The organism is uncultured Granulicatella sp. (genome assembly GCF_963521425.1).
Lineage (GTDB): Bacteria > Bacillota > Bacilli > Lactobacillales > Aerococcaceae > Granulicatella.
In genome coordinates, this window is sequence record NZ_CAUQUN010000010.1 from 13,615 (window position 1) to 35,742 (window position 22,128).

The 22,128-nt window shown below is 34.7% G+C and carries 25 protein-coding genes; 1 reads left to right on the forward strand and 24 read right to left on the reverse strand.

Annotated features, from left to right (window positions below):
• Positions 1 to 22: 22 nt before the first annotated feature.
• The 19 genes from RWO76_RS03890 to RWO76_RS03980 form a co-directional block, all read right to left on the reverse strand.
• Positions 23 to 904 (reverse strand): hypothetical protein, encoded by an 882-nt coding sequence (locus tag RWO76_RS03890; protein WP_314354395.1) that lies wholly within the window; start codon positions 902 to 904, stop codon positions 23 to 25.
• Between the two features lie 105 nt (positions 905 to 1,009).
• On the reverse strand, positions 1,010 to 1,387 hold the full coding sequence (locus tag RWO76_RS03895; protein WP_314354396.1) for a hypothetical protein: 378 nt from the start codon (positions 1,385 to 1,387) through the stop codon (positions 1,010 to 1,012).
• A 29-nt stretch (positions 1,388 to 1,416) separates the two neighbouring features.
• The gene (locus RWO76_RS03900; RefSeq protein ID WP_314354397.1) at positions 1,417 to 1,728 is read right to left on the reverse strand and encodes a hypothetical protein; all 312 of its coding nucleotides are present in this window, start codon (positions 1,726 to 1,728) and stop codon (positions 1,417 to 1,419) included.
• A gap of 46 nt (positions 1,729 to 1,774) precedes the next feature.
• Positions 1,775 to 2,647 carry a ParB N-terminal domain-containing protein gene (locus tag RWO76_RS03905; protein WP_314354398.1) on the reverse strand — a complete coding sequence of 291 codons (873 nt, stop codon included), beginning with the start codon at positions 2,645 to 2,647 and terminating at the stop codon, positions 1,775 to 1,777.
• 2 nt (positions 2,648 to 2,649) lie between these two features.
• The gene (locus RWO76_RS03910) at positions 2,650 to 3,417 is read right to left on the reverse strand and encodes an AAA family ATPase (protein WP_314354399.1); all 768 of its coding nucleotides are present in this window, start codon (positions 3,415 to 3,417) and stop codon (positions 2,650 to 2,652) included.
• Positions 3,418 to 3,475: 58 nt separating this feature from the next.
• Complete coding sequence (locus RWO76_RS03915; protein ID WP_314354400.1) at positions 3,476 to 4,444, reverse strand: replication initiator protein A; 969 nt, start codon at positions 4,442 to 4,444, stop codon at positions 3,476 to 3,478.
• On the reverse strand, positions 4,431 to 4,700 hold the full coding sequence (locus tag RWO76_RS03920; protein ID WP_314354401.1) for a hypothetical protein: 270 nt from the start codon (positions 4,698 to 4,700) through the stop codon (positions 4,431 to 4,433). Before RWO76_RS03920 ends, RWO76_RS03915 begins: the two co-directional genes overlap by 14 nt.
• Before the next feature lie 153 nt (positions 4,701 to 4,853).
• Positions 4,854 to 5,156 (reverse strand): hypothetical protein, encoded by a 303-nt coding sequence (locus RWO76_RS03925; protein ID WP_314354402.1) that lies wholly within the window; start codon positions 5,154 to 5,156, stop codon positions 4,854 to 4,856.
• Positions 5,157 to 5,525: 369 nt separating this feature from the next.
• Positions 5,526 to 6,548 carry a lipoate--protein ligase gene (locus tag RWO76_RS03930; protein WP_314354403.1) on the reverse strand — a complete coding sequence of 341 codons (1,023 nt, stop codon included), beginning with the start codon at positions 6,546 to 6,548 and terminating at the stop codon, positions 5,526 to 5,528.
• Positions 6,535 to 7,407: an NAD-dependent deacetylase gene (locus tag RWO76_RS03935; RefSeq protein WP_314354435.1), complete on the reverse strand. Its 873-nt coding sequence runs from the start codon at positions 7,405 to 7,407 to the stop codon at positions 6,535 to 6,537. Before RWO76_RS03935 ends, RWO76_RS03930 begins: the two co-directional genes overlap by 14 nt.
• 42 nt (positions 7,408 to 7,449) lie before the next feature.
• Positions 7,450 to 8,244: a protein-ADP-ribose hydrolase gene (locus RWO76_RS03940; protein ID WP_314354404.1), complete on the reverse strand. Its 795-nt coding sequence runs from the start codon at positions 8,242 to 8,244 to the stop codon at positions 7,450 to 7,452.
• Positions 8,237 to 8,569, reverse strand: a complete 333-nt coding sequence (locus tag RWO76_RS03945) for a glycine cleavage system protein H (RefSeq protein WP_314255800.1) — start codon at positions 8,567 to 8,569, stop codon at positions 8,237 to 8,239. Before RWO76_RS03945 ends, RWO76_RS03940 begins: the two co-directional genes overlap by 8 nt.
• 14 nt (positions 8,570 to 8,583) lie before the next feature.
• On the reverse strand, positions 8,584 to 9,552 hold the full coding sequence (locus RWO76_RS03950; RefSeq protein ID WP_314354405.1) for an MsnO8 family LLM class oxidoreductase: 969 nt from the start codon (positions 9,550 to 9,552) through the stop codon (positions 8,584 to 8,586).
• Positions 9,542 to 10,750, reverse strand: coding sequence for an NADH-dependent flavin oxidoreductase (locus tag RWO76_RS03955; protein ID WP_314354406.1), 1,209 nt, complete (start codon positions 10,748 to 10,750; stop codon positions 9,542 to 9,544). Before RWO76_RS03955 ends, RWO76_RS03950 begins: the two co-directional genes overlap by 11 nt.
• 77 nt (positions 10,751 to 10,827) lie before the next feature.
• Positions 10,828 to 12,279, reverse strand: coding sequence for an amidase (locus tag RWO76_RS03960; RefSeq protein ID WP_314354407.1), 1,452 nt, complete (start codon positions 12,277 to 12,279; stop codon positions 10,828 to 10,830).
• A gap of 508 nt (positions 12,280 to 12,787) precedes the next feature.
• A complete protein-coding gene (rplA, locus tag RWO76_RS03965; protein WP_314255808.1) occupies positions 12,788 to 13,477 on the reverse strand; it encodes a 50S ribosomal protein L1 in 690 nt (229 codons plus the stop codon).
• A 100-nt stretch (positions 13,478 to 13,577) separates the two neighbouring features.
• The gene (gene rplK, locus RWO76_RS03970; protein ID WP_005607816.1) at positions 13,578 to 14,003 is read right to left on the reverse strand and encodes a 50S ribosomal protein L11; all 426 of its coding nucleotides are present in this window, start codon (positions 14,001 to 14,003) and stop codon (positions 13,578 to 13,580) included.
• 162 nt (positions 14,004 to 14,165) lie between these two features.
• Positions 14,166 to 15,110 (reverse strand): aromatic acid exporter family protein, encoded by a 945-nt coding sequence (locus tag RWO76_RS03975; protein WP_314354408.1) that lies wholly within the window; start codon positions 15,108 to 15,110, stop codon positions 14,166 to 14,168.
• Entirely contained in the window at positions 15,111 to 15,602 is a 492-nt protein-coding gene (locus RWO76_RS03980; RefSeq protein WP_314354409.1) for a methylated-DNA--[protein]-cysteine S-methyltransferase, read from the reverse strand.
• A 100-nt stretch (positions 15,603 to 15,702) separates the two neighbouring features.
• Between RWO76_RS03980 and RWO76_RS03985 the strand changes: the two genes are divergently transcribed.
• Entirely contained in the window at positions 15,703 to 16,704 is a 1,002-nt protein-coding gene (locus RWO76_RS03985) for a nucleoid-associated protein (RefSeq protein WP_314354410.1), read from the forward strand.
• A 39-nt stretch (positions 16,705 to 16,743) separates the two neighbouring features.
• Here RWO76_RS03985 and RWO76_RS03990 read toward each other — a convergent pair whose 3' ends face one another.
• Genes RWO76_RS03990 through mnmE form a run of 5 tightly spaced genes read right to left on the reverse strand, consistent with a single transcriptional unit; the run spans position 16,744 to position 21,979 of the window.
• Positions 16,744 to 17,430 carry a hypothetical protein gene (locus RWO76_RS03990; RefSeq protein WP_314354411.1) on the reverse strand — a complete coding sequence of 229 codons (687 nt, stop codon included), beginning with the start codon at positions 17,428 to 17,430 and terminating at the stop codon, positions 16,744 to 16,746.
• Between the two features lie 10 nt (positions 17,431 to 17,440).
• The gene (gene rsmG, locus RWO76_RS03995; RefSeq protein ID WP_314354412.1) at positions 17,441 to 18,154 is read right to left on the reverse strand and encodes a 16S rRNA (guanine(527)-N(7))-methyltransferase RsmG; all 714 of its coding nucleotides are present in this window, start codon (positions 18,152 to 18,154) and stop codon (positions 17,441 to 17,443) included.
• A gap of 9 nt (positions 18,155 to 18,163) precedes the next feature.
• A complete protein-coding gene (gene mnmG, locus RWO76_RS04000; protein ID WP_314354413.1) occupies positions 18,164 to 20,062 on the reverse strand; it encodes a tRNA uridine-5-carboxymethylaminomethyl(34) synthesis enzyme MnmG in 1,899 nt (632 codons plus the stop codon).
• 18 nt (positions 20,063 to 20,080) lie between these two features.
• Positions 20,081 to 20,557: an 8-oxo-dGTP diphosphatase gene (locus RWO76_RS04005; RefSeq protein WP_314354414.1), complete on the reverse strand. Its 477-nt coding sequence runs from the start codon at positions 20,555 to 20,557 to the stop codon at positions 20,081 to 20,083.
• Between the two features lie 33 nt (positions 20,558 to 20,590).
• Complete coding sequence (gene mnmE, locus RWO76_RS04010; RefSeq protein ID WP_314354415.1) at positions 20,591 to 21,979, reverse strand: tRNA uridine-5-carboxymethylaminomethyl(34) synthesis GTPase MnmE; 1,389 nt, start codon at positions 21,977 to 21,979, stop codon at positions 20,591 to 20,593.
• Positions 21,980 to 22,128 lie beyond the last annotated feature (149 nt).

Sequence of the window (22,128 nt, forward strand, 5' to 3'; positions counted from 1 at the left end):
TATTTAGATTCAATTGTTTTTGTTATTGTTTTCTAAGGTTAACGCTTGCGGTTGTATGTCCATCACTCCATGGAATTTCAAAATAATTTCCTGTATATGCCCAATTTTGTTTTCCTTCTTCCACAGCTTTAAACGATTCTTCCATTTTAGCTTCAAGCCATGCCCCCGCTTCTTTTAAAGTTGCAAATTCTAATCCTGTATTTCCTAACGCTGTTAAACGTACAGGAGCTTTTTTAGGGGCTTGTGTTTGTGGTGGTGCTGGAGTTGGTTTTGTTTCTGTCTTCGCTTCTTCTTGAGGTTTTGGTGTTGGTGTTGAGTTTGTTTCTTGTACAGTCTGTGTTCTTACTTCTGCTTGAGGTTGGTTATTTTCTTGAGAAGAAGTATTTCCACTTGAACTTGTCACTGAATTAGAAGGAGTTGCTTGTTGATTATTAGCAACAACTGTTGATTCAGAATTCTTCTTTTCTGTTTTTGTTTCCTGTTGAACAGATTCATTTTTATTTTCAGAAGCATTTGATTGTTCAGCTACCGTAACCGTATCTAATTGTTTCAATAATTGTGTTTTTTCTTTGTCACTTAACTTCGAATCTTTAATAGATTTCTCCAGAGTTTCTTTATCCTCTTTCTTCATTGTTTCAGAAGTTCCATTTGTGACTTTTTCTTGTAACTCTTTTAATTCTTTATTTTCAGTCTTGCTAGTTGTTTCAGTAGCCACTTTTGTGACTTGAATAATTTGTTGTGTGCTGTCAGAAGGACTAAGGAGTGTAGATACTGCGTACCCACCACCTAAAAGGACTACGGCACAAGCTGTAATAATGCCAACTTTTTTAGGGGTTGATAAACTCATAAATTTTTCTTTCACTTGTACTAATCGTTCTTTTGTTCGCACTAATGGTTCTTTCATAATTCCATCTCCTTTTTTACTCCTCACTTTTCGCCTTCAGGGCGAAAAGTTAACTTATAATTTTTCTGTTACAACAACTTTTCCATCTTAATCTCCTACATTTTGTTAATCTAGTGAGTTTTGAACTAAAAGTTTATCTAAAAGTTCTTTAGCAGTCATCAAAACCAGTCTTTCATTTTCAACACTTTTCATATTTTTTCTATAAGCCTCTTGTAACATTTCTAATGTTATTTCATCTTCTTCATCAGGGAAATCTAAACCACAACTATCCAATAACAAGTCTTTTTCTGTAGGCATTTCATAGTCTATGTAATCAACAATAAACTCAACATCCATTACCTTTCCGTCTACAACACCGAAAAATTGAAGGACAGCGTAGACTTTATAATCTTCTCCAAATAAAAATATATCTTCGGATATATCTTCTATTAATTCTTCACATGAATATGAAACTAAATGACCATTTTTATTCTTTATAGCCATTGAATACACCTCCAAAATGATTTTTAAATTTACTTTTCGCCTTCAGGGCAAAAGGTAATATCCTCTTCTTCTAATTCCTCTATACGTTTTTTTTCTTTTGTTCGTTTCCATAGGTAGGCGAATAATACAAAAGGAAAAATCACAAGAAGATACTTTGCATATCCCAAAATATTTTGAATAATTTCCATATTTGCTTGAATAAATTGATAGATAGCTACAACAATCGCTAATCCTATTATAAATAAAATGAATTTTAATCCACTAATGAATAATTCCCAAATTATCATAGCAAAAAATCCTAAGACGACAACCATCGCAATTGCATATCCTATTTGTTCCATATATATCTTCTCCTCTTTGTTAATAATAGAACTATATGGTTTTATTTTACAATATTCCCTCAACAATTAAAACTTTTAATAAAGCAGTAACTTTATTTTCATTCAAGCTGTCTTGCGAGAGAAATATTTGATAGTCTACGGATTCTGTCAGTTGATTTAGTATCTTGTTTATTTTCTTATCAATTTTGTCATCTGACAAAGGAATTTTCTTTTCAGTTCCAATTAAATCTTCTAACTCCAAACTTTCATCTTGATTTTCAACGATTGATTTCACTTCAGAAAGAGTTAGTTTGTGTTCTGAATTTGCTAAATAATTTGCGACTTTTTCTTGTTGTTCAGGACTTAGTTTTGCTAATTGTTCTCCAATATTTAAAGAAATTTTCTTTTCATCTAGTAAATCTAAAAATTCAGGAATTAAATTGTTACAAGCAATATATCTTGAAAGTGTTCGTGGCTTAATCTGTTCACTTTCACTAATTTTTTCTAAAGAGTTATATTTAGCTTGCCCTTTTTGTCCTTGTTTTTTTAAAGCGTTCGCTCTCAACGCATATGCTTTAACTTTTTCACTTTCTTTGATATTAGTACGTTGTAAAAGATTACTTTGTACTAAATAAATCATTGCTTCTTCGTCTGTTAACTCTTTAATATTCACTGGAATACGATTCCAGCCTAATCGTTTAACAGCGTTAAACCGATTATGTCCAGCAATAATTTGATATTCATGTTCATTAATTTTTCTAACTACAATCGGATTATCCAATCCTCTTGCTTTTATGTCGTCCGCAAGTTCTTGTAGTCTTTCTTCAGAATAATTCATGAAAGGTTGATTAGGATATGGGTAAATCTTATTTACTGGTAACTCTCTTACATTCGTTTCTTTCGTTTCTTCAAGTCCAAACATTGCTTCAATACTTACCATTGTTATTCTCCTTTTTCTAAAATCTCTTTAGCAAGTGCTTCATAGTTTTCAGCTAATTTACTATTTGCCATCTGTTGTAATGGCACTCTTTCAGCATAACTTCTTCTGGCTTCAGTTAATTCTTTAATTTCTTGTTTGAGTAATACATTACCGTATTCTTCAGATAATCTATTTTTTACCTCTTTAGAGATTTTTGTGTTTGAAACTTTCGTAAACAAGATTCCTTCAATCTCTAATTCACGATTCAATCGTTTTTTTACTAATTCAATATATTGAAATAATTGCCCTAATCCTTCAAATGCTCCATAACTTGCTTCAACTGGAATTAAAACGCTAGTACTCGCTGTTAATACATTAATTAACAAAATATTCAATGCTGGCATACAATCAATTAATACATAATCGTATTTTTCTTTAACTTTCAAGCGATTAAAAATATCCGATAGGATATATTCTCTAGCACTCGCCATTATCAAACTCATTTCAATCGCTGAAAGATTTAGACTGGTCGGAATGTAATCTAAATTTTCTGAATACGATTGAATTAACGTATTTTCATAATCAAACTGACTATTCAACTCTTGTTGAATTGCTTCAGCAATCGTCATTTTGTAATTTTTCTCTTTCAGATAATTTGAAAGATTGTGTTGTGGATCAAAATCTAACAACAACACTTTCTTTCCAGCTTCAGCAAGCGTAACTCCTAAGTTCATTGTAGTGGCAGTTTTACCAACTCCACCTTTTTGATTCGCAATAGCAATTATTTTCATAACTCATAATCTCCTTCTCTATCTCTCTATTTCTCATTTTCTCTTTTCTCAATCTCTTTTATGAATTCCAATCAATTAATGGCACTTCTGCCTTTTCTCTCGCTACGTAACTTTCAAAAAATTTTTGAATTGTAACAAACAAGTATTTATCAAACGATTCAATTTTTCTTTCAGTCAAGTCTTTTTTCAACGCTCTTAAAATACATTTTGTGAGATTTCTGAAATCATCTTCAGTTAATTCTTCTAAGTATATTTCGTGGTTCTTTTTATTGGTTACATAACGTTTTGCTTGAAAAATAACACCACAAATATAGCTTATTTTTTCGGTGTCATGAGTTGCTCGATACAATTCATTTGTGACAAATTCAGGAATCCCCATGATTCGATAATCTGTTAACAATTTTGAATTTTTAAAATATTGATTTGTGGATAAATCATTATGTGATTCAGCTTTAGCTGATTCTGTTATATTATTAATATTATTATTATTAATATTAATATTATTAGGCTTAAAATTCTTTAGTTCTAGAACTAAAGAATTTTTAGTTCTAGAACTTAAATTTTTTAAGTTCTTAGTATTATCAAGGGTTTCAAGGTTCTCATATTCGTTATCTTGATTGATCATTAAATGTAAATCAGTTTTTGTTAATACTGGTTCATAGATATACAATCTGTTACTAAGTCCTCTTCCCATTCTTCTTTGTTCTAACAATCCGAACTCTATTAATTCTTTTTTTATTTTTATGATTTTAGGTTCGCTTTGCCTAATGATTTCAACTAAATCATTATTGCTGAAGATAAAATAAATACTACCATCTTCATCGTACCAACCATTTTGTTTAGACAGTTTTGCTCTATCGTTTAAGATTGTCCATGCAAATTTAGAATCAGAAGAAAGGTCTTTGTATAACTCTCCATAAGCTAATCCAGCTGGTAGCATTAAAAACCTCTGTTTTGCTTTTTCATAAATATTTGCTTTTACTCTATTTGAAAGAATTAACTCTTTTTGCTCTTCATTTAATACCATCTGATACAAATCCTTTCAAATCAAATTTAACGGTTGTTACTTGCGGTTGTTCGTTAAAATTTTCAATAAAGTGCATTTGTTTTAATCGTTTAAGAGTTACTCTTTCTTTAAAAGTTATTTTGTAAGGAATAATTGCAATTTCATTTTGTACAATAGAATCAAGCAACTTTACATAAAACATTTTCTCATCTGATGTTAAATTTGTATTCATCACTAATTCAATTGGAACTCTTATATTTCTCTCTAATGTTTTCATTAATTTCTCCTATTCTTCTTATGGACGGTTTTAAACTAGCTATTATATTTAATAATCACTTCAAAGCCGTCCATATTTTCTTTTCTCAATATCTTGTCTCAGTCTCTTCTCGCTATTTCTCTTTTCTCAAACTCTTCTCTTAGTCTCTTTTCACTATTTCTCTTTTTTCAATCTCTTCTCATACGATACATTTACAATTAATTTATCGTTTCTTCTTTCAGCTACAAGAATATTTCCTTGCTTAATTGTTAAGATATGTTTGTAGATATTTGGGAATGATTCTCTCATCTTTATATCTGCTTCTTTACCATTAATAATGGCATTTTTAATTGGAACATAAACTCCATCTTTTCTAATTTCTGCAATTATATAAGGAAATTTATAATCTTTTCCTAATTTGACAGTTGCATTTCCACTTAATCCTAACTGTCGTAAGTCACTAATTTTGATTTCCATTTCTATTCTCCTTTCACTTTTCGCCTTCAAGGCAAAAAGTAATAAAATAAAATGTTGGGACGGAACGTATCCTTCCACGGTATTTTTTACGCAAGGTTTTTAGTCGTGTTCACCTCAAACTCATCTCCATAATCTTAATGTACTTTCGTTATGTGACAGAAGTGGTTCGTTACTCCACTATTTACACCATCTGCTCCTTTTCTTTTTTATTCCTAGTCACGCTGATCGAGCCGATGGGGGTATTCAGTTTTCAAAGAACAATTTCCGTTCTTATAATGAAAAAAAGAGAACGGATTTCTCCATTCTCTTTAAATTTTCACTTCTAACTAATTTCTAGACACTTACTTTGCAATTTTGAATATTTTTTACTTACTCACCTAAAATGAGTTTTGTTAACTCTTCAGAAGTGACTGCTCCAAAATATTCTGTTAACTCAAATGTGTCTAACACAGCTTTAATATCTTCTTCTACCATACGAACACCAATTAATTGAGTTTCTACATCTTGAATTTCTCGTTTAGAGAAGAAGTCTCCACGAATACTACATTTTGTAATTCTTCCTTGTTCTACTTCTAAATAAACTTGAATTGTTCCTGCTTTAAATCTTCCATCACGATAGTCGCTATATTGTGGAGATTCTCCATAATTCCAGTCCCAATTTTTATACTTTTTAGCTGTCAATTCATCAATCGCTTTCCAATCTTCTTCCGTTAACACATAACGTTTCGCTTCATCTATTGAATCAATTCCTAATAACTTGCAAGTCATTAAGTTTTTAAATTCATCAATGGTAATTTCTTGATATTCTGGTGCTAAATGCGGACGTATTGAACCTACTCTTGCTCTTGTAGATTGAATCCCTTTTGATTGTAATTTCTTTTTGTTTGGATTCAAAACTTTTTCCATTGCATCATAATCCACATCTAATAGTAAAGAATAGCCTCCATAAACACGACCATTACTAATCGTCATTGCAGCTCCAGAAACTTTCTTTCCATCGATAGTTAAGTCATTTCGACCAGTTTGTTCTACTCCAGTTGCCCCTAACTCATGCAGCGCTTGAATCGCAGGAGCATATGTTCTCTTGAAATCTCCAAACACTCCATTATCTTGAATTAAATAACAAACATTAACAGCACCTGAATCTACATATACGGCACCACCACCCGTATCTCTTCTAACGACTTGAATATTATGTTCTTTTAAATATTGTTCATTCACTTCTGCAACTGTATTTTGAAATTTTCCAATTTCCACTTTTGGATCACAGTAATACGGAAATAAAATATCATCATCTAAAAATACATTTTGTTGGACATATACTTGCATCGCAAGAGCTACTGCTCCATCTGTAACATACTTTCCATTTCTAATTGGCTCAATCAAATACATAAAGCTTTCCTTCTTCCTTTAATAATTGATGTGTTTCGTGTATTAATGTTGCAATATTTTCTGATAATAGTAGGGTGCGATTTCGAATGGCTAAAGGCACTCGATAATGTTTATGGTTCATACTTACATAAACCGCATTTGGATTTTCTGTAACTTTCTTCTGGAATGGTGTTTTAATAAATTGTGGTGTTGTAAATCCAATTCCAATTTCTAAATATACTACTTTTCCTGTCTCATATTGTTTTAAAAAAGCATCATAACGAGCTTTTTGTGCAAAGAAATCTGCAGACTCCACCATCCCTTTTTCCGCATTACGCTTATTAATTTCTAATGGCGCTCCACATTCTGGGCAAAATGGAATTAATTCGTACGGGATTTTCATATCTTTTTGTTGAGCAATCATTTCACGAATCAACTCATCTTTTCGATAAGTTTGCGGATGACAATGTTGACTACATTGTAACAACCCGTATTCCCCTTGAATATGAAATACTTTATCCATATCAAATCCTGCTACTTCAAAGGCATTATCAGCATTCGTAGTAATAATATGGTACGGTTTTATTTCAAGCATTTTTTTCAACTCAACATAAGCTGCTCCCACTGGTTGATCGAAGTAATTCAATGCAATAAAACGACTTTGGAAAGACCAGTACTCTTCCCAGCTAGCAAATTGAAACAAACTAGCTTGTAGCATATCTAATAATTGATACTTTTCGATAAAATCTGGAAATGCTGACTCGAAACGTTCCCCAATATAAGTGAATCCATCTGCAGCAGACATTCCTGCACCAATTCCTACAACAATAGCATCTGCTTCTTCAAATAAACTTTTTAATTGTTGCGCCTGACTTTCCATCTTTTGTATCGGTGTAATCCACTCCACTACTTCCCCTCCCTTCTATGATAATTGTAATAATTTTCTATAAGCCATTTGTTCTTCATTTGTATAAGTTGATAAAATCATCGTTACTGGAAAGACATGTTGCTTAGCCCAGTCTTTTACAACAGAAACTGCGATTTGGGCAGCATCTTCTACCGGAAAACCAAATTGGCCTGTTGAAATCCCACAAAAAGCAATACTTTCTAACTTCATTTCTTCTGCTTGCTTCAAACAACTCATATAACATTTCTCTAATAATTGTTGCCGAATAGCCGTAACGGGCTTTCCACTTGGAATAAACGGTCCCACTGTATGAAAAACATACTCACATGGCAAATGAAAACTTGGTGTCACCTTCACAGAGCCTACCGGTTCTTTTTTCCCTTGAGCAAGTTGAATTTGATGACAACATTCTCTTAACTTGACTCCTGCAAACGTATGAATTGCATTATCAATACAACGATGATTTGGAATAAAACATCCTAACAAATCACTATTCGCCGCATTTACAATTGCACCCACTTCTAAATGACATAAGTCTCCATGATATAATTTTACTCTCTCTTCATTGGTATCTTGGCAACTTTCCAATCCAACAATTGCCCCCGTATGGTATTGCTTTAAATAAGCCTCTTCCAATTCTAAATAACGAATATCCGCTGGACTAGCAGGTCGAATATTGACCAACCCTCGCCAAATTTCTTCTAATTCTTTTTCTGATTTTCGAGAGAAATCTGGAACAACCTCGCCTTTTTCCTCCATCAAAAAAGCAATCATTTGCTGTAATCGATTAACCTGTGTATCTTTATTCATCTTCTAATGCCATAAATTGCGCTTCATCAACATCTGTTAATACGACTAACCAATGTTCTTCTGGCTTTTCAGAGTTTAATAATGTTGGCTCATCTACTGCAGCTTTATTATATGCCACTACTTTTCCTCCAATTGGAGTCACAATAGACATCACTGTTTTAGAAGCTTCAATACTAACAATTTCTTCTTCAGCTTCTAACACTTCATCTTGGCTAAATTGAACAAAGCCAATTGTACCCACATCATCTTGTAATTCTGGTGTCATACGAATCGTATAACGGTCTCCTTCCTTATCAATCCATAAAAAATTTGCAAATTTTCTCATTTTATTCATCCTTTCTACTGATACAATTGTGCGAATAATTCTAACGCACGTTTACGGTTTTCAAATCCTCCAACTAATGGAATCATTAATAATTCATCTGGATTACAAACTTGGCATAACTCATCCAGTTGCGCCTTTACCGCCTGAGAATCTCCAACAATTAACCGTTGACGATTGACTTCGATTGTTTTTCTTTCCGTTGGTGTTACTTCTCGAGTCTTCACATCCTTATTTGTTGGGAATGTTTCGAATTCACTAAAATCTTGTTTTCCTAACATCCATAAGTCTAATGCTTGAGCCATCTCTTCGGCTTTTTCCTCAGTATCTGCAATCACGACAAAAACTGCTAAAATAAAGCGAGAATCAGACTCATTTACCGATTGAAATTCTTTACGATATGCCGTTGATAATTCTTTTGCTAATACAAGAGGCTCTTGTGGAATATAAGGGAAAATTCCATAAACAAATCCTAAGCCATTTTTGGCAGCAATATGAACGGATTCACCGCCCATTCCTAATAAAAATTGTTCCGGAACTCTCTTTGTATGAGGACCAACTTCATTAGACTGAATCATTTCCTGTAAATCAGCTACCCATTGCCCAAACTGAGGTTTAGTATAATGACTTTTCAAAGCTGTCGAAACAGATTTTGTCCCTATCGAATTCCCTAGACCGATATCAATTCTTCTGGGGAATAGCACTTCTAACGAATGCATCACTTCAGCTACCTTGTACGGAGCATAATGCAAGCCCATAATGCCACCTGAACCAACATGAATGTTCTTTGTTTGAGAAGCAATCGCTGGAATCACAACTTCAGGTGCACTAATTGACAAAGCTTTTACTTGATGGTGTTCTGCTACCCAAAAACGTTCATAACCTAATTCTTCTGCTTTTTTAGCTAATTGAATCGTTTCTTGAATGGCTTCTTCATTTGTTTTCCCAAAATCAACAACGCCATAATCCAGTACACTAATTTTCATCGACAGCTCTCTCCTTATAGTTAACTTCCAAACTTCTAAAGAAATCTCTAGCATCTTTATGAAGCGACTCTCCAAAATCCATTAACGGCACAATATCTTTAAATGCAGCTTGAGGAATCGCTAATTCTTCTAAATTCTCCGGTTTAATCGACAATTGAATTTCTTCTGATTTACCTTCTTTAATTTTTTCAGCAAATTCAGGATCTGTAATAAATGGAGTTGATAAGCCAACAAGATCGACATGCTCTAATGCTTCTAACGCTTTTTCTTGACTATTAATCCCACCTGAAGCAATCACTGCTACTTTTCCTTTTAATGCTTTATAAATCACCGCATTCACTAATTCACCTTGATGAGGACCTTTTGCACGAATTTTATTTCGGAATACATCATGACCCCAACTCGCAATTGCTAAATAATCGATGGAAGCTATTGTTAGAGCTTGATGGAAAAATTCTAGAAACTCATCAATACTATAACCGATTTGATTTCCTCTAGTTTCTTCTGGAGTCGCTCTAAACCCTAATATAAACTGTTCCCCAGCATATTGTTGAATCGTTTCTTGAACGACTTTCAACACTTCTATCCCAATACGAGAACGATTTTCTAAAGATTGTGACCCATATTCATCTGTTCGCTCATTGGAAAAAGTAGAGAAAAATGTTTGAATCAACAATCGTTGAGCAGAAGAAATTTCCACTCCATCAAATCCTGCTTCAATTGCAATTTTAGTAGCACGACGATAATCTTCAATTACTTGATGAATTTCTTCAATTGTCATCTCATGCACTTCATGCGGAAATGGCGATTGTAATTTCATTGCACTTGGCCCTACAACCGTTTTATCTCGATTCAATGCATGACTGGCAAAACGTCCTGCATGGGTTAATTGTAAAATAGCCGTCGCTCCTTTATATTTCATTTCCTGAGCTAATTTCTTCAACCCTGGAATAGCCGCCTCATCCATCGCACTAAATCCAAATTCAAATAGTTGCCCTTGTTTATTAACGTACGCTGCCCCTGTAATTTGTAAAGCAGCAGAACCAGCACGTCTCTTTGCATATAATAAATCATCTTGCGTAATATACCCTTCTTCCGTTGAAGAATTCGTCACCATTGGAGATAATACAAAACGATTCTCTAATACAATATTTCCCTTCAATGTAAAAGGTTCAAACAATGCATCTATTGTTTTCATTTTTAAAACACCTTCCTTAACCACACATATTTCTATTGTATCACTTTTCTGACTTCATACTGGAAATTTTTTGATTTTTATGAAAACTTCCATAGCTTATCTTGTTCCCACTGTTCAGCAATCATTAGCAATAAATCTTCTCTACCTTTTGCAGCAACTAACTGCACTCCAATTGGCATCCCGTCACTTGAACGACCAACTGGAAGATTAATTGCCGGTTGACCTGTAATATTCATTCGTTGCGTAAACGGGGTATCTTCCACACTCGACTCAAACATTTTCCACACAACTTCTTGACGTTCTTCATGTGATAATTCATGAATATGCTCCATTTTATCGACTATGTCAGCATCTAACGAATACGCATCTTGTTTCGGTGCAGTATTCGCAACCGTCGGCAACAATAACACATCATATGTATCATGAAGTTGCATCATCGCTTCTGCATACCAATCCCAATCACCCGCAACTCGTGCATAATCCGCCCCCGTCACCATTAAGCCACTTTGATACATCACCCATGTCATCAATTCCATATCAAAACGAGTCATTTGACGTTGCAATCGTTTCTCCATCCTTTGAAACATCACAACGGTCTCTGCTCCACTAATAAGATAAAATCCTTTTTGAAGTTCAACTCCATTAATCGGATCTTCTATTATTTCACTGACTTCATGTCCATCTAATTCAAATTTCTTTGCCATTTGATGAACAACTTGTTCCACTTCACTAGAAACTTTTCCACCAATCGGATGCTTTAATAGCATCCCCACTTTCAATGGACGATTTAATTTAGGGGAATATAAATGTTCTTTTTGCAACAAAGGGAATGGAAACGGACTCTCTAATTGACACGTTTGCAAATGCCACAACAAATTCCGAGTATCTCTCACCGTCTTAGTTAAAGCAAACTGAACCGTTGCTCCATTCCACCCACGATAAGAACCTGGCCCCACCGGAATACGACCACGAGTCGGCTTCAACCCAATTAACCCATTATGACTAGCAGGAACACGAATCGAACCTCCCCCATCACTTGCAGCCGACATTGGAGAAATTCCTGCAGCAACAATCGCAGCAGCTCCCCCACTAGAACCACCTGCATTTACAGTTTCGTCTAAAAAATGACGAACAGAACCATGCAACTGAGCATCACTTACCATTTTATACCCAAACTCAGGAGTATTCGTTCTTCCTAAGATAATAAACCCAAGCTCTTCTAGACGTTTCACAAAATGACTTGTCTCATGACAAATATAATCTTTAAACAAACGAGAACCATAGGTACAAGGTGTCCCTTTTTTCTCTTGCCCTAAGTCTTTTAAAAATAAAGGAATTCCCGCAAAAGGTTGATTCTTCACTTGAAAATTCTTTGCTTCTTCTATTGCCTCTTCATAACGTGTTGAAACAATCGCATTTAACCTTGGATTCAACCGCTCTGCCTTTTCAATTGTTTCTAACACCAATTCCAACGGACTCACTTGTTGATTACGAACCGCTTGCGCCATACTAGTGGCATCTCGAAACATCTCCCCACCTTCTTTCACAATATTTCGCATTGTCATTATATACATGTACGTTCTTTATTGGCAATGAGAATGCATGGGAAAAAATTCTCATAATAGCATGAAACTCGCATTTTTGCGAAACAGCTAGCATCCTAATGCTACAATTAGAAAAGTCCCATTTTTAAACGTCCTTCCCTCAAATCAAAAAAATAGAAAGGACTTCCCATAGTAGCATTTATACATGAGACTCGCTTACCAGGCTGCTGCCGTCTTCAGCTACTATTCCAAGAAGTCACTTGTTAACTTATCTCATTTACAAAACAAAAGATAGAAAGGATTTTTCCCGTAGCATGAGCGCTAGAATCTGTTACGACAGATTCTAGCACAAGAAAACTTGAGACCTTAGGCTCAAGTTTTAGCAATGAGACAGCTTTAGCTGGCTGCTTGCGTCTTAATGCTACAATTAGAAAAAACCTTTCTATACACAAAAAAGAGCCGAGATATCTCGACTCTTTTCGTATTGTTAAAATTATAGAGAAGCTACGTCTACTTTAACCCCAGGGCCAAAAGTAGTAGTTACAGAAACGTTACGTACGTATTGACCTTTAACTGTAGCAGGTTTGATACGTAATAATGTTTCGTGAATTGTTTTGAAGTTTTCTACTAATTTTTCGTTTTCGAATGAAACTTTACCGATTGGAACGTGGATATTACCAGCTTTGTCAACACGGTAAGTTACTTTACCAGCTTTGATTTCTTCAACAGCTTTAGTTACGTCCATTGTAACAGTACCTGTTTTAGGGTTTGGCATTAAACCTTTAGGTCCTAATACACGACCTAAACGACCAACTTCACCCATCATGTCAGGTGTAGCTACGATAACGTCAAACTCAAACCATCCACCTTGGATTTTTTGAGCTAATTCGCTATCACCAACGTAGTCTGCGCCAGCTGCTTCAGCTTCTTTAGCTTTTTCACCTTTTGCGAATACTAATACACGTTGAGTTTTACCAGTTCCGTTTGGAAGAACTACTGCTCCACGTAATTGTTGGTCAGCTTTCTTTGGATCTAATCCTAAACGATATGCAACTTCTACAGATGCATCAAATTTAGCGAAGTCTGTTTCTTTTGCTAATGCGATTGCTTCTTGAACTGAGTAAGCTTTTGAAGAATCGATTTTTTTAGCGGCTTCTAAATATTTTTTGCTTTTCTTTGCCATTGTATAATTTCCTCCTATTGTGTGGTTTTAACGGTTCTACCTCCCACAAAGTCCATGAGTGAAACACTCGTGTTAGGGACTTTTGGAAGCTGCATGTTTGTTAGCCTTCTACTACAAATCCCATTGAACGGGCTGTACCTTCGACCATGCGCATTGCAGCTTCAACATCTGCTGCATTTAAGTCAGGTGCTTTTAATTCAGCAATTTCTCTAACTTGATCACGAGTTACAGTAGCAACTTTTTTCTTGTTTGGTTCGCCTGAACCTTTTTCTACTTTAGCAGCTTTCTTTAATAATACTGCTGCTGGTGGTGTTTTACAGATGAAGTCGAATGAACGGTCTTCATATACTGAAATCACTACCGGAATGATTAAACCAGCTTGATCTGCTGTACGAGCGTTGAACTCTTTACAGAAGCCCATGATGTTAACTTGTGCTTGACCTAAAGCTGGACCTACTGGTGGAGCTGGTGTAGCTTTACCTGCAGGAATTTGTAATTTAACTAGTTTTACAACTTTTTTAGCCACGAGACATTACCTCCTTGATTGTTTCGCGCGTGGTTTAAATGGAGATGAAGATTTCTCCTCCCACGTTTTGTTCCAGTGCACACAAATGCACCTTGATATTCTAGCAAGAATTCTTGTAAAATGCAAGCTATTTTGCAACTTTTTTGATATATTTTTTGACGATTATTGATGATCTCTAAAATAACATACTTTAAGATCAATAAAACGTTGTAAATCTCTTAATAACTGAAATAATGTTGCACGATATTCAAATTCATCTCTTGTTTTTGGTAGCTCTAAGTTTCTAAATTCATCAATATAATCTTGAATCTCATCCATTAATGATACACCTGTATTTGTTAGATGTAATTGTTCTCCTGTTGAATGGAACATTTCTGCTAACAAATCGGCTTCTCTAGCAGGACAATGGAAATCATTTAAATTTTTTGCCATTACTTCTAATAATTGTAATTGTTCCGCACGCATTTCAAAATAGCATAAATCTTTATTAAATTGACTAAATAATTGATTTTCACTCTCGATATACAATAATTTTTGCGCTTCAGTTAATGTTGCTTTTGCTTCTGAAATTAATTTAGCATCATTTGTTCCATTACCTTCTCTTAAAAATGAAGCCATTAAACAGAGAATCTCACGAAGTTTTGCTTCAATTTCTTCTCTTTTCTTTTCAATCTCTTGTTGGTAACTCGGCATATACCAGTTGACTAAAATTGCTACACCGGCTCCAATAAATAAAATTAATGCTTCATTAAGTAATAAACTTGGAGTTATCTCCTTACTTAACCAAACATGAATTGCTAGAACCGAACTTGGTGCAATCCCTACTTCTACTTTAAATAAAAAGGCTAGTGGAATGAAAATGAGTAAATAAACTCCAAAACCAACTGTCGAATGTCCGAGTAGCAAAAATACACACACTGCTATTGTTAAAGCTAAGGACATAGAAATAATTCTTTTCCAAGCAATGACAATCGAAGACTTTCTTGTATCTACCACACTCAATATCGCAATAATAGAAGCAACGGAAGCTGAAGATAATCCTATCGCTTGTGCAACTACTAAAGCTCCAAATGCCGCCAATATCATTTTAATTCCTTTTAATACCATTTATTTTCCCCTTTCTATCCTTAACAATTGTTCTTTTCTATGAACTCCACCTGCATATCCGGTTAATGCTCCATTCTTCCCTAGCACTCGATGGCATGGAATGAGAATACTAATTGGATTTTTTCCAACGGCTTGCCCGGCTGCTTGAGCCGAGTATGTTGCTACACCTTTTTCTTTTGCGATTCTCTGCGCAATTTCTCCATAAGTCATTGTTTCTCCATACGGAATTTCTTGCAAAATTTGCCAAACTCTTTCTTGAAAAATGGTTCCTTTCGGCTGCAACGGAAATGTAATCGGCGTTTGCTTTCCAGAAAAATAACTTTCTAACCAACTTTCGACTTGCGCAAAAATCGGTAAATCATTTTTCATCTCAATATCACGGTTGTCCTTAGCATCATTCACTTGCCCTACAAACCATAACCCTATTAAAGACTCACCATCACTTCTTAACCGAACTTCTCCTAAAGGGGTTTGTATAATTCTTTCAAACACTTCTCAACCTCCCATTTCTCAGAATAAAAATAGTATACTCCATTTACTTACAAAAAAAGAAATGGTATGTTTGTATTACTAATATTTTTAAGGAGTTCTTATGATTTTACACCAAGCTTATTTACACATTTTCGATAAAAACAGTGGAAACTTACTATTATCCCAAAAAGAATTACCTTTATCGAATCCCTATATTACAGAATATTTTACAAAAATCATTGAAAAAACATTGAAAAGCGATCCTCGTCATGGTGTCTTACCTCCAGAAGAACCACTTCTAGGATTTTTAGCAGACGACAGTATCCCTTTTATTGAAAAAACTCAACAACTTGCTCATAAATTATATGAAATTATCGCTCCAGCAGAAGATATTCCTGCTGCTGATTATGTATTCGCATCAGGCATTAATGATCAAGGTGGAAATTTCTTTGCGATTTTACGTTTAGACTATAGCTCTAAATATACGCATTTTTTAGATTATGAAGACGACCAAGTATTAAATACCGTTTTGCAAAATCATGCGATTTTACCAAATCCTTCTCAAAAGTTATCAGAAGCATTCATTGTGGATACAAGTAATGGACAGTACCAATTAATCGAACGAAAATATATTGTAGAAGGTAAAAAAATCCCGTATTTCTCTGAACAATTTTTAGAAATCACTCCTCCAACAAGTACACAGGAACAAATCAAAGAAATTAAAAAGACAGTCACACATGTTGCTAAAAAATATGATGAAGAAAATTATCTTGCACTCGCAACAACACAACAGGCAATCTTAACACAATTAGAAGAAAGTGATGAAATTGATGCAGGAATTATTTTCGATACGGTCTTCAAGGATAAACCTCTTGCAAAAGAAGCAGCTTACCAAGCTATTGCGACTGAAAAAATTCCAGAGAAAATTCCAGTTACAAATGTACCAAAATATGAAAAAAAATATAGCAAACAAAAATTCAAACTCGATAACGGGATTGAAATTACCATTCCAAGTGACATTTACGAAAATAAAGAAATGGTGGAGTTTATCAATAATCCTGATGGATCCATTTCTGTATTAATTAAAAATATCGATTCAATCATGAATCGATTCAATGCATAAAAAAGGCGAAATGAAGTTCTGCTTCATTTCGCTTTTTTCTTAGTTAAATAATGGTTGCCAATTAAAATCTTGATAATCAATAATATTATTTTTATCTAGCCCCACATCTTCTAACTCAAATTCTAATCGTTCAAATTCCTTTTTAGCAATCAGTTCTCGCATAGAATCTTTCGTTAATTGATATACAAAAATCGATCCATTTCCTGTTCCAGATGAAAAACCTACTTCTGAAAGTTTTCCTTCCGGAAACACATTGAATCCTTGTCTAGCTCCGCCTGAGCCTACATATCCTTGTACAGCAAGTTTAGGTGTTGTTCCATCATCTAAATAATATACCGCATGCATATAATATTGAGAATCAGTACCTTTTCCTTTATGAGCTAGTAGTAATTCATTAACACCGTCTTCATTTAAATCTCGAAAATCAACATAAAATTCATTTGGATTTTTATTCATCGATTCTTGAATAACTGGTGCTAATCCCAAAGGAGATTTTGTAATTTGTACACCCTTTGCCTTAATCTCTTTGAAATAATCTAACACATCTCGATATAATTCTTTATCACTGGGTTTTGTAACAGTCGTTGAACTTTCTGTAGTAGACTCTGCTACTTGTGTTGTCGCTGAAGAACGATTTGATGAAAAGTTTGTAGTAGAAGAATTTAATCCACAAGCCGTTAATAATATAATGGAACTTGCAACAATTCCCATAAGCTTTTTATTCATAAAACTCTCCTTATAATGGTTTTTTCAATGGAATCCCTGGTTTTCGTGGATATTTATTTGGAGTTTCTTTGGTTTTTAAAATCGTTACGACATGACGATTTCCACCTTCATACGGTAAATCAAAGGACACATCACCTTCCACTTTTCCACCTAAAATGGCAATCGCTTTTTTCGCTTCTTCTAACTCCACTTCTGTATGAGCAGCTTTCAACGCTAAAAAGTATCCTTGTTTCTTCACTAATGGCATACAAAATTCGCTTAGTACACTCAATTTTGCTACCGCTCTTGCTGTTACGACATCATAAGATGCTCTGAATTCTTTATTTTGCCCGAAAGTTTCTGCACGATCATGGAAACATTGCACATCTGTTAATCCTAACGTTTCTACTAAAGTGTTTAAAAACATAATTCGTTTATTTAACGAGTCCACAATTGTCACTTTTAAATCTGGAAATACAATTTTCAATGGAATACTTGGAAATCCTGCTCCAGCTCCGACATCACACAATGTTTGATTCGATAACTCATGATGAAATCCTAACGCTAAGGAATCATAGAAATGTTTCAAATACACTCCTTCTTCATCGGTAATCGCCGTTAAATTCATTTTCTCATTCCATTCCACCAATAATTGAAAATATTGATGAAATTGTTCTTTTTGTACATCTGTTAATGTAATACCATGCACTTCTTGGAGTCTTTGATAAAATTCTTCTGGTTTCATACAATTCTCCTATTCTTGAACTTTCGCAATTTTTCCTTGTTCGATATACACCATTAAAATCGATACATCGGCAGGATTTACCCCACTAATACGACTTGCTTGTGCAATCGTTTCTGGTTGAATTAATTTCAAACGTTGACGCGCTTCTGTGGCAAGCCCATTAATGGCATCATAATCAATATTCGATGGAATACGTTTTGCTTCCATACGTTTTAATTTTTCTACTTTTTCAATGGCTTTTGCAATATAGCCTTCATATTTCACAGAAATTTCTACTTGTTCTTTCACTTCACGAGAAACAGCTACTTCTTCTGCTGCAAAACCAATTAAGTCATCATAAGATAACTCTGGACGTTTTAATAAATCACTTAATAAAATACCGTCTTTTAATTCTGCGGATTCTTTTTCTGCTAAAAATGCTTGAAGCTGTTCAGTTGGTTTCAAACGAATTGATTGGATACGTTTAATTTCCGCTTGAATGGCTGCTTGTTTTTCTTGGAAAGCTGCATAACGTTCATCTGAAATTAATCCTAGTTCACGACCTTTTTCTGTTAAACGTAAATCTGCATTGTCATGACGTAATAATAGACGATATTCTGCACGAGACGTTAATAGACGATACGGTTCTGTCGTTCCTTTTGTTACTAAATCATCTACTAATACTCCAATATACGCATCACTACGACCTAAAATAAATGGTTCTTCCCCACGGATTTTACGAACGGCATTAATTCCGGCATAAAGTCCTTGACCCGCAGCTTCTTCATACCCACTTGTCCCATTCATTTGTCCAGCTGTAAATAAATTTTCAACAATTTTTGTTTCAAATGTATTTTTTAATTGATGAGGAATGACAACATCATACTCGATAGCATAACCTGTTCTCATCATTTCAGCTTTTTCCAAACCTTCTACCGTATGAATCATTTGAATTTGAACATCTTCTGGTAGAGAAGTCGACAATCCTTGAATATACACTTCTTCCGTATTTTCCCCTTCTGGTTCTAAGAAAATTTGGTGGCGAGGTTTATCGCTGAAACGTACGATTTTATCTTCAATAGATGGGCAGTAACGAGCTCCTACTCCTTCTACAATTCCTGTAAACATTGGCGCACGATGTAAGTTCTCACGAATTTTTTCATGAGTTCCTTCATTTGTATATGTCAACCAACATGGAATTTGATCATAGCGATAGTCTTCATCTTTAGAAGTGAAACTAAATAAGTTTGGTGTTTCATCTCCTGGTTGGATTTCTGTCTTACTATAATCAATGGAAGAACTTTTCACTCTTGGAGGAGTTCCTGTTTTAAAACGAGCTAATTCAAATCCTAATTCTAATAAGTTTTCTGATAATTTAATCGAAGGTTGAGAATTATTAGCCCCAGAAGAATATTTCAATTCTCCAATAATAATTTGCCCACGAGAAGATGTTCCAGCTGTTAAAACGACTGCTTTTGAACGGTAAATCGCTCCTGTATGAGATACGACTCCTTTACAAACCCCATCTTCTACAATTAAACGTTCCGCAATCCCTTGTTTTAAATCAAGATTTTCTTGTTGTTCAATTGTTTTTTTCATTTCTTGCGCATATAGATGCTTATCTGCTTGCGCACGTAAAGCACGTACTGCAGGACCTTTCCCTGTATTTAACATACGCATTTGGATATAGGTTTTATCAATATTTCTGCCCATCTCTCCGCCTAGTGCATCAATTTCACGCACAACGACTCCTTTGGCAGGACCTCCAACAGACGGATTACAAGGCATAAATGCCACCATTTCTAAATTCATTGTTAATAATAATGTTTTAGCACCCATACGAGCACTTGCTAGTGCAGCTTCACTTCCAGCGTGACCTGCACCTACTACGATAACATCATAGTTACCAGCTTCATAAGTTGTTACCATACTTCCTCCTACTTTCTATTATTCATTCGTTGTATAAAATTCCACTTGATGACGAATGTATTCACCATTTTCGTATATAAATTTAGCTGAGAAAAATGGACGATTCTCTAATAGCCAACTCAAAAAAATTAAATCTCCTTGCCAAGTTGGTTTCGTCAATACTTGATCATAAGGAACCCACTCTAAAGTCCCTTCAGGAGAATCAATTAATTCCCCAGAAAAATCCGTTACTCGAAACACATACGTATACCAATCATGTTCGGGAGTAAATTCAGGAAAAGTAATAATCCCTTTTAACGCCATTTGATGAACCTTCAAACCTGTTTCTTCAAAAATTTCACGAATGGCACATTCTTCTGGAGATTCACCTGCTTCAATTTTGCCACCTACTCCGATGTATTTACCTTCATGCACATCATTTGGTTTCTTATTGCGCTTTAGTAATAACAATTCTTTTCCATTATCGATATAGCAAATCGTTGCTAACTTGGTCATACGAAACTCCCTTTCTCCAACAGTGGCTTTTTCTTATTTTCCTAAACAGAATTGGCTAAATAATTGAGTTAGAAGCTCATCTTGAACGCTGTCTCCTGTAATTTCTCCTAATAAATCCCATGCTCTTGTAAAATCAATTTGAATTAGATCAACCGGCATTTCCATTTCAATCCCATTTTGCACTTCGACTAATGCTTGTTCTGCTTTTTCTAACAAGGCAATATGACGAGTATTTGATAAGTAAGTCGCATCTCGTTCATTCATTTGTCCTTGGAAGAAATATCCCGCAATTTTTTCTTCTAATTGGTCGATTCCTTCTTTATTTAACATAGAAGTTGTAACAATTTCTTCTTCCTTAGCATAAGGAGCGATATCCTCTTTTGAAAGTTTTGAAGGCAAATCTGTTTTATTGAATAAAATAATACGTTTCATTCCCTTTGTAGTTTCTAGTAAACGAATATCTTCCTCTTGTAATGTTTCGCTTTGATTTAATAATAACAATACAAAATCCGCTTCTTTTAACGCTTTACGACTACGTTCTACCCCAATTTTTTCTACGACATCATCCGTTTCACGAATTCCTGCTGTATCGATTAATTGTAAAGGCACTCCACGGACATTAACATATTCTTCAATCGTATCTCTTGTTGTCCCTGCAATATCCGTTACAATGGCTTTTTCTTCTCTTAATAACACATTTAATAAACTAGATTTCCCAACATTTGGACGACCCACGATAGCTGTTTTTAATCCATCTCGCAAAATCTTTCCTTGGCTAGCTGTATTTAATAAGGCACGAATTCCTTGCAATACTTGTTGTGTCTTTTCTCGTAATAATTGCAAAGTCATTTCTTCTACATCATCATATTCTGGATAGTCAATATTCACTTCTACTTGTGCTAATGTATTTAAAATTTCTTGACGTAAGTTTTGAATTAAATGTGATAATTGACCATCTAATTGACGCATCGCTAATTGCATTGATTTATCCGTTTTTGCTCGAATTAAATCCATCACTGCCTCTGCTTGAGATAAATCAATACGCCCATTTAAAAAGGCACGTTTCGTAAATTCTCCAGGCTCCGCTAATCTTGCTCCCATACGTAGCACTAATTGCAATACTCGATTAATCGCCACAATCCCTCCATGACAATTAATTTCAACAATATCTTCTCGTGTAAAAGTTTTTGGGGCTCTTAAGACACTTACCATTACTTCATCATAGACTTCCCCAGATTTAGGATCGACAATATGACCATAATGAATGGTATGAGTCTTTTGTTCTTCTAATTGTTTTGTTCCACATTGATAAATCGAACTTGCGATTGAAATCGCCAAATCTCCACTAATTCTGACAATCCCAATAGCCCCCTCACCAGGTGCTGTCGAAATCACAGCAATCGTATCAAATTCTGTTTGCATACTGATATCCTTTCTTGACTTCATTGCACAAAAAAAGTGCACACTCCACCCCTTATGGATAAAAGGGTGGCTCGCACTTTGACTGCTTACCTATATTTCAGTGATATTATACAATACTTTTCTAACAAGCGCTAGTAGAAGGAGTCTTC